Origin of the sequence: Mycobacteroides salmoniphilum, assembly GCF_004924335.1 — a bacterium.
GTDB classification, from domain to species: Bacteria; Actinomycetota; Actinomycetes; order Mycobacteriales; family Mycobacteriaceae; genus Mycobacterium; species Mycobacterium salmoniphilum.
The window spans coordinates 3620910-3634687 of the sequence record NZ_CP024633.1 but is presented as its reverse complement, the minus strand read 5'-3'; the positions used below and the strand labels follow the sequence as shown (position 1 = coordinate 3634687).

The following is a 13778-nucleotide window of genomic DNA, read 5'->3' as shown; positions in this document are numbered from 1 at the left end:
AGCGATGCCACGCAGCCTCAAGAAGGGCCCGTTCATCGACGACCATCTGCTCAAGAAGGTCGACGTTCAGAACGAGAAGAACACCAAGCAGGTCATCAAGACCTGGTCGCGTCGGTCGACCATCATCCCCGACTTCATCGGCCACACCTTCGCGGTGCATGACGGGCGCAAGCACGTTCCCGTCTTCGTCACCGAAGCGATGGTCGGTCACAAGCTGGGCGAGTTCGCCCCGACGCGGACCTTCAAGGGTCATATCAAGGACGACCGAAAGAGCAAGCGGCGCTAATGACTACAACGACTGAATACCCATCGGCCAAGGCCGTTGCACGGTTCGTGCGGGTCTCGCCGACCAAGGCACGCCGGGTCATTGACCTGGTGCGCGGCAAGTCGGTGACCGACGCCATTGACATCCTGCGGTGGGCGCCGCAGGCAGCCAGCGAGCCGGTTTCCAAGGTCATCGCCAGCGCTGCCGCCAACGCGCAGAACAATGACGGCCTGGATCCCTCCACCCTGGTGGTGTCGGAGATCTTCGCTGACGAGGGCCCGACCGCCAAGCGCATCCGTCCCCGCGCGCAGGGTCGTGCGTTCCGGATCCGCAAGCGCACCAGCCACATCACCGTGGTGGTGGAGAGCCGTCCCAAGTCCGAGCAGGGCGGTAAGGCCGGAACTTCACAGGCCGCTGCTCGTGCCCGCCGGGCCGAGGGCTCGAAGGCTGCCGCCAACAAGACCACCGCTGAGGCGAAGGGAGGCTCGCGCTAGTGGGCCAGAAGATCAATCCGCACGGTTTCCGGCTCGGTATCACCACCGACTGGAAGTCCCGCTGGTACGCCGACAAGCAGTACGCGGACTATGTCAAGGAAGACGTGGCGATCCGCCGTCTGCTGGCCACTGGCCTGGAGCGCGCCGGCATCGCCAAGGTGGAGATCGAGCGCACCCGTGACCGGGTTCGCGTCGACATCCACACTGCACGTCCCGGCATCGTCATCGGCCGTCGTGGCACCGAGGCCGACCGCATCCGCACCGACCTGGAGAAGCTGACCAAGAAGCAGGTGCAGCTGAACATCCTCGAGGTGAAGAACCCCGAGGCCGAGGCGCAGCTGGTTGCCCAGGGTGTCGCCGAGCAGCTCTCGAATCGTGTGGCGTTCCGTCGCGCGATGCGTAAGGCCATCCAGTCGGCCATGCGTCAGCCGAACGTCAAGGGCATCCGGGTGCAGTGCTCGGGCCGCCTCGGCGGTGCTGAGATGAGCCGCTCGGAGTTCTACCGCGAGGGTCGGGTGCCGCTGCACACGCTGCGTGCCGATATCGACTACGGCTTGTACGAAGCCAAGACCACCTTCGGCCGGATCGGTGTGAAGGTCTGGATCTACAAGGGCGACATCGTCGGTGGCAAGCGCGAGCTCGCCGCTGCGGTGGCCCCGCCTGCCGGTGACCGTCCGCGCCGTGAGCGTCCGGCCGGTGCCCGTCCGCGTCGTAGCGGCGCCTCGGGTACCACCGCGACGAGCACCGAGGCCGGCCGTGCCGCCGCAGAGACCCCTGCCTCGGACGGCGCTAGCGCGCCGTCCGCAGAAACCACGGAGAGCTAAACATGCTGATTCCCCGTAAGGTCAAGCACCGCAAGCAGCATCACCCGAAGAAGAAGGGCACCGCCTCGGGCGGTACCACCGTTGCCTTCGGTGACTACGGCATCCAGGCGCTGGGCCATGCATACATCACGAACCGGCAGATCGAGTCCGCTCGTATCGCCATCAACCGGCACATCAAGCGTGGCGGCAAGGTCTGGATCAACATCTTCCCGGACCGCCCGCTGACCAAGAAGCCCGCCGAAACCCGCATGGGTTCCGGTAAGGGTTCGCCGGAGTGGTGGGTTGCGAACGTCAAGCCCGGTCGCGTGCTGTTCGAGTTGAGCTACCCGAACGAGGAGACCGCGCGCGAAGCATTGACGCGCGCGATCCACAAGCTGCCGATCAAGGCGCGCATCATCACACGAGAGGAGCAGTTCTGATGGCAGTGGGAATTTCCGCTGGCGAACTGCGGGAAAGCACCGAAGACGAGCTGATCACCAAGCTGCGTGAGTCCAAGGAAGAGCTGTTCAATCTGCGCTTCCAGATGGCCACCGGTCAGCTCGCCAACAACCGTCGGCTGCGTGCGGTGCGCCAGGAGATCGCGCGCATCTACACGGTGATGCGTGAGCGCGAGCTCGGATTGGCCGCAGGACCCGATAGCGAGGACAGCAAGTGAGTGAGACCAAGAAGGCCGCCGGGCCTAAGCACACCCCGGCCACCGAGCAGCCGCGTGGGCGTCGTAAGACCGCCATCGGTTATGTCGTCTCGGACAAGATGCAGAAGACCATCGTGGTCGAGCTCGAGTCCCGTGCACGGCACGCGCTGTACGGCAAGATCATCCGCACTACGTCGAAGGTCAAGGCCCACGACGAGAACGGTGACGCCGGTGTCGGCGACCGCGTCTCGCTGATGGAGACTCGTCCGACGTCGGCCACCAAGCGGTGGCGCCTGGTCGAGGTCCTCGAGAAGGCCAAGTAAAGGCTGCTTCACGTCAAGCCCAAAAAGCGCGCCGTTCCCGAAAGGGGCGGCGCGCTTTTGCGTTGTGGGGGAGTGTGCGGTGGCTAGCGCCGCAGGAAGTCCACGACGGTCTGCTCGAAGGCCTGCTTGGCTTCGATCATCACCCAGTGGCCGCTATTGGGGAAGATGTGCAGTTCGGCGTTGGGGATGAGACGCATCGGCACGATCGCCATGTCGGGCGGGCTGACCCTGTCGTCGCGACCCCAGGTGAGCAGGGTCGGGCACTTGATCTTGTGCATCATCGCCCAGTACGGCGCGATATCGGCGTTCGCCAGGAACTGCTGTTGCATCGCAAAGGCTTTGGAGCCGTACATCAGCTGCGCGGTCTTGTGCGCGTCCGGGTTGATCGCTGCTTCCCAACGCTCCTCGATGAGCTCCTCGGTGACGACGGCGGGATTCCACACCATCGAGTTGAGCCAGCGGACCAGCTTGTCGCGGTCGGGGTTGTCGGTGAACTCCTGTAGCAGGCGCAGGCCCTCGCTGGGGCTCGGGCTGAAGATGTTCGGCCCGACACCGCCGATGGTCACCAGCTTGGTGATGCGGTCGGGGTGCTTGATCGCCAGATTGATGCCGACGACCCCGCCCATCGAATTCCCGACGATGGCGGCGGACTCGATGCCGAGGCCGTCCATGAACCGGATCACCGAGGCGCCGGCCGTCAGGACGGGGTGTCCCTGCACGGCGTCGCTGACGCCGAATCCGGGAAACTCCAGGACGTAGGTATGGAAGTGCTTGGCGAAGACCTCGAGGTTCCCGCGGTAGTTACGCCATCCCGTCACGCCGGGGCCGGAGCCGTGCAGCAAGATCAGCGGCACGCCCTCACCGGCCGTGCCCGCTTCGTGGTAGCGCAGCGTCCCCTGATCGGTGGCCAGTTCTTTCTTGGTGCCCTCGTATGTCACGTCCACCAGATAAGAGTAGAACGTGTTTCAGTTTCGGGTGACGGCGGTGTCCGCTGAGTGGGTAGGACGCACGCGGGCGCCGGTATGCGGATTAGGTGTGAGTAAGGGCCCGGTAAGAGTCGTTTTCGGATGCTGCCAACCTCTGTCAATGTGCGGGCAGACCTGTCTACGCTGGATGAATGAACCGATACGTGAAGCGTGGATCGGTCGGGGTTTCGATTTTGGCGGTGTCCGCGGCGGCGGCCGCGGTGCTCGCCACACACACGGAAAGCTCTCCAACTGCCCATGCGGCGGGCTGTCCCGATGTGGATGTGTCCTTCGCGCGCGGGACCAACGACACACCCGGGCTCGGCGACGTCGGGAAGGCGGTCACCGACGAAATCGTCGATCGACTCCCCGGCAAGAACGTCGAGATCTACGCGGTCAACTATCCGGCCAGTTTCGACTGGGTTCGGGCCGGCGACGGAGCCAATGACATGAGCTTCCACGTCCAGGAAGTGGCGCGGAACTGCCCGAACACCCAGTTCGTACTCGGGGGCTTTTCCCAGGGTGCGGCAGTCGTGGATGTGCTGTTCGGCAAGAACGGGACAGGGCTCACCTTCAATAACCCGCTTCCGGCCGATCTTGAAAAGCGGGTCGCCGCAATCGTATTGATCGGGAATCCCAAGAACTGGCAGGTTGCCGGCATGAACCTGGACCTGGAGATCAGGGATGACCAGCGCGGCAAGGTCGTCGACATTTGCAACCCCGGTGACGGGATCTGCGATCCCGCAGGTGGCGGCCTGGGCCCGCACATGCAGTACAAGTCGGACGGATCGGCCGATCGTGCCGCCGACTTCGTCGCCAACCGCCTGACCGCCGTCGCTGCCAGCAGTAGCGCGGCGGCCGCCTCCAGCAGCAGTTCCACGAGCACTTCCGGCACCCCAGCCTCAAAGTCCAAGAGTGCCCAGCCGTTGAGCGGAACGGCGACGCCGCCCACCTCGTCCGCAGCACCGCAACCCTCGTCGTCCACACCAAAGCCCGCGGCGGCGACACCGACGCGAAAGGCGCCGGCGTGGATGATGCCGGCGACCGAGGGTGCGGCACCCGATGCTCCTGCGGCAGTGGCATCGACCAGCAGCATCACTGCGCCCGATCCGGGCCGGCACGGCCCACCGCCGGGTCCGGCATCCGGCGGTCAGTAAGCCTGTATGACCATTTCGACTGCTGACACGCCAACTCCTGCGGGCCGTGCCGACACTCGCCGCGCCATCTGGAACACGATCAGAGGGTCGTCCGGCAACCTCGTCGAGTGGTACGACGTCTACGTCTACACCGTCTTCGCCATGTACTTCGAGAAGCAATTCTTCGATGAGGCCGACCAGAACTCGACGGTCTACGTGTACGCGATCTTCGCGGTCACGTTCATCACCCGGCCCGTGGGATCGTGGTTCTTCGGCAGGTTCGCCGACCGGCACGGTCGCCGTGCCGCGCTGACCATCAGCGTCTCGTTGATGGCGGCCTGCTCCATGGTGATCGCCCTGGTGCCCTCGCGCACCAGCATCGGGATGGCCGCACCCATCGTGCTGATCCTGTGCAGACTCGTTCAGGGTTTCGCGACCGGTGGCGAGTACGGCACCTCGGCCACCTACATGTCCGAGGCCGCCACCCGTGAGCGGCGGGGCTTCTTCTCGTCGTTCCAGTACGTGACGCTGGTCGGCGGCCATGTGCTCGCCCAGTTCACGCTGCTGATCATTCTGACGGTCTTCGACAAGGAGCAGGTTCACGAATTCGGTTGGCGCATAGCCTTTGCCGTCGGAGGCGTGGCCGCGATCGTCGTGTACTGGTTGCGGCGCACCATGGACGAATCGCTCAGCGAGGAACAGCTGGCGGCCATTAAGGCCGGTGAAGACACCAGCGCCGGGTCGATGCGCGAGCTGCTCACTCGGTACTGGAGACCGCTGGTGCTGTGCTTCCTCATCACGATGGGTGGCACCCTCGCGTTCTACACCTACAGTGTCAATGCACCGGCGATGGTCAAGACCGCCTACAAGGACCAGGCCATGACCGCCACCTGGATCAACCTGGCGGGGCTCATCTTCCTGATGCTGCTGCAACCCATCGGCGGGATCATCAGCGACAAGGTGGGGCGCAGGCCGCTGCTGCTGTGGTTCGGCTTCGGGGGACTGGTCTACACGTATGTCCTCGTCACGTATCTGCCCCAGACGCGGTCGCCGATCGCATCCTTTCTGTTGGTCGCGGGCGCCTACGTGATCTTGACCGGATACACCTCGATCAATGCGCTGGTTAAGTCCGAGCTGTTTCCGTCGCATGTGCGGGCGCTCGGTGTAGGTGTGGGCTACGCGCTGGCGAACTCGGTGTTCGGCGGGACGGCGCCGCTGATCTACCAGACACTCAAGGAGCACGGTCAGGTGCCGCTGTTCATCGGGTACGTCACGGTGTGCATCGCGATTTCCCTCGTGGTCTACCTGTTCTTCCTCACCAACAAGTCAGAGACCTATCTGGACCGCGAGCAGGGCTCGGCGTTTCACCGATAGCGGAGTGTTCGGCGAAGAGAGTGGGCGCGGCGGCGTGGATTTGTATCCGACCTGCGGTTTCGCCTACACTAGGGCGGTTGTCTTGTGGGTGCTTGGCGCCCGGGGGCAGGTAGGCATTCCCACCAGGTGAAAACCGGGGGTGACGCGTGCCCTGGAGACAACATGACCACGTGTGTCGGGTCGGAATCCGCCACACATCCACTTCCAGGTCACGTAGGAGAGACCAGTGATTCAGCAGGAGTCACGGCTGAAGGTCGCCGACAACACCGGTGCCAAGGAAATCTTGTGCATCCGCGTGCTCGGTGGCTCGTCGCGACGCTACGCCGGGATCGGGGACATCATTGTGGCGACCGTCAAGGACGCCGTCCCCGGAGGCACCGTCAAGCGTGGTGACGTCGTCAAGGCCGTCATAGTCCGTACCGTCAAAGAGCGTCGCCGCCCGGACGGCAGCTACATCAAGTTCGATGAGAACGCCGCCGTCATCATCAAGGCCGACAATGACCCGCGTGGTACCCGCATCTTCGGGCCCGTTGGCCGCGAGCTTCGCGACAAGAAGTTCATGAAGATCGTTTCGCTCGCACCGGAGGTGCTGTAAATGAAGGTGCACAAGGGCGACACCGTTCTCGTCATCGCAGGCAAGGACAAGGGCGCCAAGGGCAAGGTCATCGCGGCCTACCCGGAGCGCAACCGTGTCCTCGTCGAGGGCGTGAACCGTATCAAGAAGCACACCGCGCAGTCGGCCAATGAGCGCGGCGCGCAGTCCGGCGGGATCGTTACCCAGGAGGCCGCCATCCACGTGTCGAACGTGATGGTGATCGACTCCGACGGCACGCCGACCCGCATCGGCTACCGCATCGACGAAGAGACCGGCAAGAAGGTCCGTATCTCCCGCCGCAACGGGAAGGACATCTGATGACCACCACCGAGAATGCTCAGCCCCGTCTGAAGACTCGCTACCGCGAAGAGATCAAGACCGCGCTGAACGAAGAGTTCAAGTACGCCAACGTGATGCAGATCCCGGGCGTCGTGAAGGTCGTCGTCAACATGGGTGTGGGCGACGCCGCGCGTGACGCCAAGCTCATCAACGGCGCCGTCACCGACCTGGCCGCGATCACGGGCCAGAAGCCGGAGATCCGCAAGGCTCGCAAGTCCATCGCGCAGTTCAAGCTGCGTGAAGGCATGCCGATCGGTGCCCGCGTGACGCTGCGCGGAGACCGCATGTGGGAGTTCCTGGACCGCCTCGTGTCCATCGCACTGCCGCGTATCCGCGACTTCCGCGGCCTGTCGCCCAAGCAGTTCGACGGCAAGGGCAACTACACCTTCGGTCTCACCGAGCAGTCGATGTTCCACGAGATCGACGTGGACTCCATCGACCGCCCGCGGGGCATGGATATCACCGTGGTCACCTCGGCGACCACCGACGACGAGGGGCGGGCACTGCTGCGGCAACTCGGCTTCCCCTTCAAAGAACTTGAGCAGGGAGCGAAGAAGTAGATGGCGAAGACTGCGCTGGTCAATAAGGCCAACAAGAAGCCTAAGTTCGCGGTGCGCGGGTACACCCGGTGCAACCGGTGTGGACGCCCGCACGCCGTGTTCCGCAAGTTCGGCCTGTGCCGAATCTGCTTGCGGGAGATGGCACACGCCGGCGAGCTGCCCGGCATCCGCAAGAGCAGCTGGTAAACCTCTGCACAATAGGCCGGGACTTTCGAGTCCCGGCCTATTGGCGTCTCTCCGCTGTCGTGGAGCCCTGTCAGGTTCCACGGCCATTACGCTTGCGGCCGTGCCAGTGAAGCGTGATGTGACGCGGCGGTTGTTGGTTGCGCTGGTTGTTCTCGTGGCCGCTGTGGCGTCGTGCAGCCCCACCACGGCCGCGGACCCAACGATCGTGAACACCCGCGCGGGCGCGGTGCGTGGGAACATCGACGACGAGGTGCGTGTCTTCACCGCCATTCCTTATGCCGCGCCGCCGGTCGGCCCGCGACGATTCACCGAGCCGGAGCCTGTCGCGCCGTGGTCGGATACCCGTGATGCGACGGGCCCCGGCGTCGAATGCCCGCAGCCGGGAGCCGAGAGCGATCTCACCCAGAACGAGGACTGTCTGGTCCTCAACGTCACCATGCCGCGGCATACCCAGGGGAAAGTGCCGGTGTTGGTGTGGATTCACGGCGGCGCCTTCATCTCCGGCAATGGTGTCGGCTACAACGCGCGAAAGCTTGCCGCCCAGGGTGGAATCGCCGTCGTCACCATCAACTACCGATTGGGGACGCTGGGGTTCTTGGCCACACCGGGCCTGTCCGAGGTGATCGGCAACTACGGGCTACTGGATCAGGAGGCGGCGTTGCGGTGGGTGCGCGACAACATCGCCGCCTTCGGTGGCGATCCCGGGCAGGTCACCATCGGCGGTCAGTCGGCGGGCGGTGTATCGGTGTGCGACCTGATGGTGGCGCCGAGCGCCTCCGGGCTGTTCCGGTCCGCCATCATGGAGAGCGCTCCGTGCCAGGCGCAGGCCCCCGTCTCCTCTGCCGTCCGCGATAGCGCGGCCTATGCGGCCGAGGTGGGTTGCCCGGCCGGCCCCGAAGTCGCCGGCTGCTTGCGGGCATTGTCGGTCGACGCGCTGCGCGATTCGCCGCAGTTCACCGGCATCGGGCTACCGGTGAGCCCGGTGACCGGTACGCCAGAGCTTCCGGCGCCGCCAGTGGATGCGTTCACCAGCGGCTTGGCCTCGCCCGTCCCTGTCCTGATCGGCAGCAATGCCAACGAGGCCACGGTGTTTGAGGCCCAGCAGTACCAGCACAAGCCCGTGCCGAGCACCGCCGAGGAATATCAGGGCGTGCTCGAAAGCAAGTACGCGGACAGGGCCACCGAACTCGGTCGGCGATATCCCCTATCCGCGTTCGGTGGAAATGTGCTCGCCGCGCTCGCGGCGATCGACACCGATACCAGCTACGCGTGCCCCACCCTCGGTCTGGCGGAGGCGTTGGTCAGAAAGACGCCGGTGTATGCGTATGAATTCGCCGACCCTGCCGCGCCGGTAGAGCAGCAGTATCGGGACGCGCCGTTGCCCTTGGGAGCCTCGCACGGTTCGGAACTGGGATATCTGTTTGATCTGTCCAGGTCGTTGAGTCAGGAATCCGCTGCCCTGTCCACGCGAATGATCCAGTACTGGACACAGTTCGTGAAGACCGGAAATCCGAACGGCGACGGCCAACCAGAATGGCCCAAATATCTACCCGGAGGAGCGTTCCTGCGCCTGGCGCCGCCGACGCCACAGCCAGTGGAAGGCTTCGCGAACACCCATCAGTGCGGCTACTGGCACTAGCCGCCGTTCCAGGAAAATCTGGAAACGCTCGTCATCTAGAATCAGCCGGTGGTTGACCGCCGTCGCGACATTCAAGGGTTGCGGGCGGTAGCCGTTCTGCTGGTAGTCGCCTATCACAGCGGTCTGCCCGTCTCCGGCGGATTCATCGGTGTCGACGTCTTCTTCGTCATCTCCGGATTCGTGATCACCCGACTACTGCTGCGTGAAACCGACCGGGCGGGGCGCATCAACGTGCGTCGCTTCTATGCGCGCCGGGTGCGGCGTCTGCTGCCCGCGCTCGCCCTCCTGATTGTCGTGGTGCTCCCGGTGACCGCCGTCATTCAAAGTCCGCTGGGGTCAATGCAGGTGGCGGCGCGAACCGCCGCCGCCGCGGCACTGTTCGTCTCGAACGCGGTGCTTTTCCTGGAGCCCTCGGGTTACTTCGCCGCGCCGGCGGCGATGAATCCGTTCTTGCACACCTGGTCGCTGGCAGTCGAGGAGCAGTTCTATCTGATGTTCCCGGGCCTGATGGTGCTGGCCGCCTATGTGGCGACCCGGCGGCGGGCCAGTCGGCTCGTCGTCACGTTCTGGCTGCTTCTCGTGCTGTCGGTCGCATCGCTGCTGCTCGCGATCTACCTGACGACCAGCGATGGTCTCCCTTTTCATGCGCACAATGCGGCCTTCTCGTTTTACAGCTCGCCCACGCGCGCATGGGAATTCGGTGTCGGTGCGTTGATCGCGCTGGGGGAGGGCCGGATACGCCGATGGAGCGGTGGGGCGGCGTTGCCGATCGCGGTTCTGGGTGTGGCCGGAGTCGTCTGGGGCGCCGTTGCGATATCCGCGACAGATCCCTTTCCGGGAATCAATGCCCTGGTCCCGGTGCTGGGCTCGGGCCTACTGATCATCGCGGGGACCGTATCGACACAGCAGCCCGTTGGCTGGGTGCTGTCGTCGGCACCGATGCAGTGGATCGGGGACCTGTCCTATAGCTGGTATCTGTGGCATTGGCCGCTCATCGTTTTCGCCAACAATCTGCTGAGTGCCGAGTATCAGTGGGTGGTGCCCTGCATCGGAGTGCTCTCGCTGCTTCCGGCCTGGTTGTCGAAGCGCTACGTCGAAGACCCGATTCGGACGGGGCGAAAACTGGCCGATCTTCGCGCGCCACGGCTCGCGGCGACCTCTGTCGGATTGGCGGTGCTCGTTTCGGCCGTGACATTCGGTGCCGCACAGATAGCCACACCCGCGATTCGCGATGCGCGTGCGCAGCGAGCGGCCCATATGGATGTCGTCAGAGGATGCATCGGCAACATGCCGGATGACGAGAAGACCCGTCGGGACTGCCTATGGCCCGGAGGGGGAGACGTCGATTCGCGGTCGGTCGTTCTTGTCGGCGATTCCAATGCCGGACAGTTCGCCGAGGCGCTCATTCCGGCGGCGACACAGCAAAACCGGACGATGATCCTCGCGACAAACGCCGCGTGCCCCTTCGTCGAACTCGTCCTCGACCCGTCACCGCCTGGCTGCATCGACTTCGTGCGGCGCTGGACGAGCGCGCTGGCGACCGCCCGGCCGGGATTGGTAGTGATCGCTTCCGCATCAAGCGATTACTTCCTGGCCGATCAACATGTCCGCTTCCGGCTCCCGTACGCGCAGGAATGGGTCGACGACGACGATGCCGCCAAGGGCCGGTTGTGGCAACAGGGGATGGCTGCGGTGCTGCAGAAGCTGTCGGCGGCACGCGTCCCCGTGGTCGTCGTGCATACCTTGCCGCATTTCGTGAACTGGGATCTGTACAAATGCCCGGGTTACGAGGTCTGGGCATCGCCTTCCCGCTGCGGCCGCATCATCGCGTTGGCTGACGTTCAGCGGCAGCAGGACATCGCCATGGCGGCCGAGCAGCGTGCCGCCGCTGGCCTGCCCGGGGTGTCCACCGTTGATCTGGGTCCAGGGATGTGTCCGGACGGCGTATGCCGCACCAATATCGGTTCGCGATGGGTGGCGCGCGACGGTGGGCACATCACCGTGGGCGAAGCTCAACGGCTCCAGCCGGAATTCACGCGTCTCATCGCTGAACGCGCCCGCGCGTGAGTCGACGAGCATGGCATCACACGCGGTATTCCGGCACCACCTCGCCGGTCCGCCCGATCCCGAGTCAGCAACCTTCTCTGCTGTGCCGGAGCGTTCCCGCGGACCGAGGCCGACGCCCGCATCAATTCCGGCTCGTGTGATCGGACACTTTGCTGTTGACTCGGCGCGGTGCGTGTGTTCTCAGGTGGGGAACGTTCTGGGGCTGTGGCCTGGGCTGGAGTTCTCTGCGCAGTGTTGTGCATCTCGCAACGAACCGCTGAGTTAGCGACGGTGGTCCGGCTGGTATACCTTTGTGATGCCGCATTGCTGATAGTCCGGCAGTGGCTCGACAAACTCGCTGATCTGGAGGGTCGTGCAGCGACAGGGGTCGAAGAAATCATGTCTGAGCAAATTATGACGAATGGACACACCGATGCAGGTCTCGCAGGGTCGACGAGAAATCACCAAGGTGCGGTTGCGCACAACCGGCGTGGCAGCGCTCACAGCGCTCGCCCTTGTGGCACTTCCCGGTGTGGCCAGCGCAGACCCCGACGTACTGCAGTCCACTGATCAGCTCGGCCTGCGGTTCGAGAAGACCAGCACACCTCAGCCGGAGGGGGCAACCACCACCATCACGGTGCGCGCCGGCGACGGCAAGGTTGTGCAGACGATCTCCGAACCCTTCAAGGGCTGGCTCAACGGCGCGGAGGTCGAGTTGCGCGACATCGATCAGGACGGCCGTGACGATCTGCTCGTTCAGGTGGACGCGCGCGTCAAGGACGGGAAATGGGCGATCTGGCATGCCGCGGGCAGCAACCCCAAACTGTCCCGCGTCGGCGTCGTCGACGGGCATCCGGAGCCTGCCGGACCCGGCCTGATCAAGACGGATACCGAGCAGGGCACGTTCTTCTACACCATCAAGGGCAACGCACTGGCCATCGCGCCCGCGCCCGCCGCGTAGCCTCGGGGTCTGATACCGCGTCGTTAGCCAAATGTGCTGTGGTGCACTCTGTTAGGTATGCCAGAGGCTTTGCACCCCGTCTTTCAGCCGCGTTTCGAGACCGTTCTCTCCCGTAACCCGGGAGAGGCGGAATTTCAGCAGGCTGTTTTCGAGGTGATGGCCAGTCTGACTCCTTTGGTGGGCAAGACACCGAACTACGACCGTTGGTCCATTTTGGAACGGATCTGTGAACCGGAGCGGCAGATCATCTTTCGCGTCCCGTGGATCAGGGACGATGGCGCTGTCGAGATCAACCGTGGCTATCGGGTGGAGTTCAACTCCGCGCTGGGCCCGTACAAGGGTGGCCTGCGCTTCCATCCGAGCGTGAACCTGTCGATCGTGAAATTCCTTGGCTTCGAGCAGATGTTCAAGAACGCGCTCACCGGGCTCCCCATCGGCGGCGGCAAGGGCGGATCCGATTTCGACCCTAAGGGGCGCTCCGACGCCGAAATCATGCGCTTCTGTCAGTCCTTCATGACCGAGCTCTACCGGCACATCGGCGAATACACGGATGTGCCCGCCGGCGATATCGGCGTGGGCCAGCGCGAGATCGGGTACCTCTTCGGGCAGTACAAGCGCATCACCAATCGCTACGAATCTGGCGTGCTGACGGGTAAGGGGTTGCCCTGGGGCGGATCTCAGGTGCGCACCGAAGCCACCGGCTACGGTGTCGTGCTTTTCGCCGAGGAGATGCTCGCAACCCGCGCACAATCGCTGGCCGGGAAGACAATGGTGGTGTCCGGCGCGGGGAACGTCGCAATCTACGCCGTGGAGAAGGCTCAACAGCTGGGCGCGAAGGTCATCGCCTGCTCGGATAGCGACGGCTACATCGTCGACGAACGGGGCCTGAATCTCGAACTCCTCAAGGAGATCAAGGAGGTCCGGCGGGGACGACTCTCCGAGTACGTCGAGGAGCACGGCGGGGGAGCGCGCCAGATCACCGACGGCACCCTCTGGGAGGTGCCCTGCCAGGTCGCCTTGCCCTGTGCCACGCAGAACGAACTCGACGGCAAGGATGCCCGCAGGCTCATCGACAACGGTGTGCAGCTCGTCGCCGAGGGCGCCAACATGCCCTGCACTCCGGAGGCGGTGAAGAACCTCCAGGACGCGGGGGTGCTGTACGCGCCCGGCAAGGCGTCGAACGCCGGTGGCGTGGCGACGAGTGCGCTCGAAATGCAGCAGAACGCCAGCCGCGACTCATGGTCGTTCGAGCAGACCGAAAGCCGCCTGCAAGCGATCATGCGATCCATCCACACCACCTGCGTCGAAACCGCGGATCACTACGGCGACCCGGGGAACTACGTGACGGGCGCCAACCTCGCCGGATATACGCGTGTCGCCGACGCGATGGTTGCCCTGGGCGTCATCTGAGGATCGTGTTCGATCGTTCGGCTCCGG

17 protein-coding genes are annotated in these 13778 nt (G+C 64.4%); 16 read left to right on the top strand and 1 reads right to left on the bottom strand.

All coding sequences use genetic code 11. From position 1 onward, the window contains the following. Positions 1–4 precede the first annotated feature (4 nt). From rpsS to rpsQ, 6 genes are read left to right on the top strand one after another with little or no spacing between them, the layout of a single operon-like run. Positions 5–286, top strand: coding sequence for a 30S ribosomal protein S19 (gene rpsS, locus DSM43276_RS18070; RefSeq protein WP_030096696.1), 282 nt, complete (start codon positions 5–7; stop codon positions 284–286). After that, positions 286–759: a 50S ribosomal protein L22 gene (rplV, locus tag DSM43276_RS18065; protein WP_078323496.1), complete on the top strand. Its 474-nt coding sequence runs from the start codon at positions 286–288 to the stop codon at positions 757–759. The genes rpsS and rplV overlap by 1 nt, the downstream gene beginning before the upstream one ends. Beyond that, positions 759–1583: a 30S ribosomal protein S3 gene (gene rpsC, locus DSM43276_RS18060; protein WP_078323497.1), complete on the top strand. Its 825-nt coding sequence runs from the start codon at positions 759–761 to the stop codon at positions 1581–1583. Before rplV ends, rpsC begins: the two co-directional genes overlap by 1 nt. Positions 1584–1585: 2 nt before the next feature. Next, entirely contained in the window at positions 1586–2002 is a 417-nt protein-coding gene (gene rplP / locus DSM43276_RS18055; protein ID WP_030096699.1) for a 50S ribosomal protein L16, read from the top strand. Beyond that, positions 2002–2238 (top strand): 50S ribosomal protein L29, encoded by a 237-nt coding sequence (gene rpmC / locus DSM43276_RS18050; RefSeq protein ID WP_030096700.1) that lies wholly within the window; start codon positions 2002–2004, stop codon positions 2236–2238. Before rplP ends, rpmC begins: the two co-directional genes overlap by 1 nt. Next, a complete protein-coding gene (gene rpsQ / locus DSM43276_RS18045) occupies positions 2235–2540 on the top strand; it encodes a 30S ribosomal protein S17 (protein WP_078288393.1) in 306 nt (101 codons plus the stop codon). Before rpmC ends, rpsQ begins: the two co-directional genes overlap by 4 nt. An 83-nt stretch (positions 2541–2623) precedes the next feature. On the opposite strand, the gene DSM43276_RS18040 is transcribed toward rpsQ, so the two are convergent. Beyond that, positions 2624–3484, bottom strand: coding sequence for an alpha/beta fold hydrolase (locus DSM43276_RS18040; protein ID WP_078327752.1), 861 nt, complete (start codon positions 3482–3484; stop codon positions 2624–2626). Positions 3485–3657: 173 nt separating this feature from the next. Between DSM43276_RS18040 and DSM43276_RS18035 the strand changes: the two genes are divergently transcribed. From DSM43276_RS18035 to gdhA, 10 genes are all read left to right on the top strand, one after another. Beyond that, positions 3658–4662 (top strand): cutinase family protein, encoded by a 1005-nt coding sequence (locus DSM43276_RS18035; protein WP_078327751.1) that lies wholly within the window; start codon positions 3658–3660, stop codon positions 4660–4662. Between the two features lie 6 nt (positions 4663–4668). After that, positions 4669–6015, top strand: coding sequence for an MFS transporter (locus DSM43276_RS18030; protein ID WP_078327750.1), 1347 nt, complete (start codon positions 4669–4671; stop codon positions 6013–6015). 226 nt (positions 6016–6241) lie between these two features. Continuing rightward, a complete protein-coding gene (gene rplN, locus DSM43276_RS18025) occupies positions 6242–6610 on the top strand; it encodes a 50S ribosomal protein L14 (protein WP_078288388.1) in 369 nt (122 codons plus the stop codon). Continuing rightward, positions 6611–6928, top strand: a complete 318-nt coding sequence (gene rplX, locus DSM43276_RS18020) for a 50S ribosomal protein L24 (RefSeq protein WP_078323501.1) — start codon at positions 6611–6613, stop codon at positions 6926–6928. Beyond that, complete coding sequence (gene rplE / locus DSM43276_RS18015; RefSeq protein WP_078323502.1) at positions 6928–7509, top strand: 50S ribosomal protein L5; 582 nt, start codon at positions 6928–6930, stop codon at positions 7507–7509. The genes rplX and rplE overlap by 1 nt, the downstream gene beginning before the upstream one ends. After that, on the top strand, positions 7510–7695 hold the full coding sequence (locus DSM43276_RS18010) for a type Z 30S ribosomal protein S14 (RefSeq protein WP_078297704.1): 186 nt from the start codon (positions 7510–7512) through the stop codon (positions 7693–7695). Between the two features lie 106 nt (positions 7696–7801). Continuing rightward, positions 7802–9334 (top strand): carboxylesterase/lipase family protein, encoded by a 1533-nt coding sequence (locus tag DSM43276_RS18005; RefSeq protein WP_412458615.1) that lies wholly within the window; start codon positions 7802–7804, stop codon positions 9332–9334. A gap of 48 nt (positions 9335–9382) precedes the next feature. Then, a complete protein-coding gene (locus DSM43276_RS18000; RefSeq protein WP_078327749.1) occupies positions 9383–11401 on the top strand; it encodes an acyltransferase family protein in 2019 nt (672 codons plus the stop codon). A gap of 412 nt (positions 11402–11813) precedes the next feature. Then, on the top strand, positions 11814–12341 hold the full coding sequence (locus DSM43276_RS17995) for a hypothetical protein (RefSeq protein WP_078327774.1): 528 nt from the start codon (positions 11814–11816) through the stop codon (positions 12339–12341). Between the two features lie 57 nt (positions 12342–12398). Next, entirely contained in the window at positions 12399–13751 is a 1353-nt protein-coding gene (gene gdhA / locus DSM43276_RS17990; RefSeq protein WP_078327748.1) for an NADP-specific glutamate dehydrogenase, read from the top strand. The last annotated feature ends 27 nt before the right edge of the window (positions 13752–13778 follow it).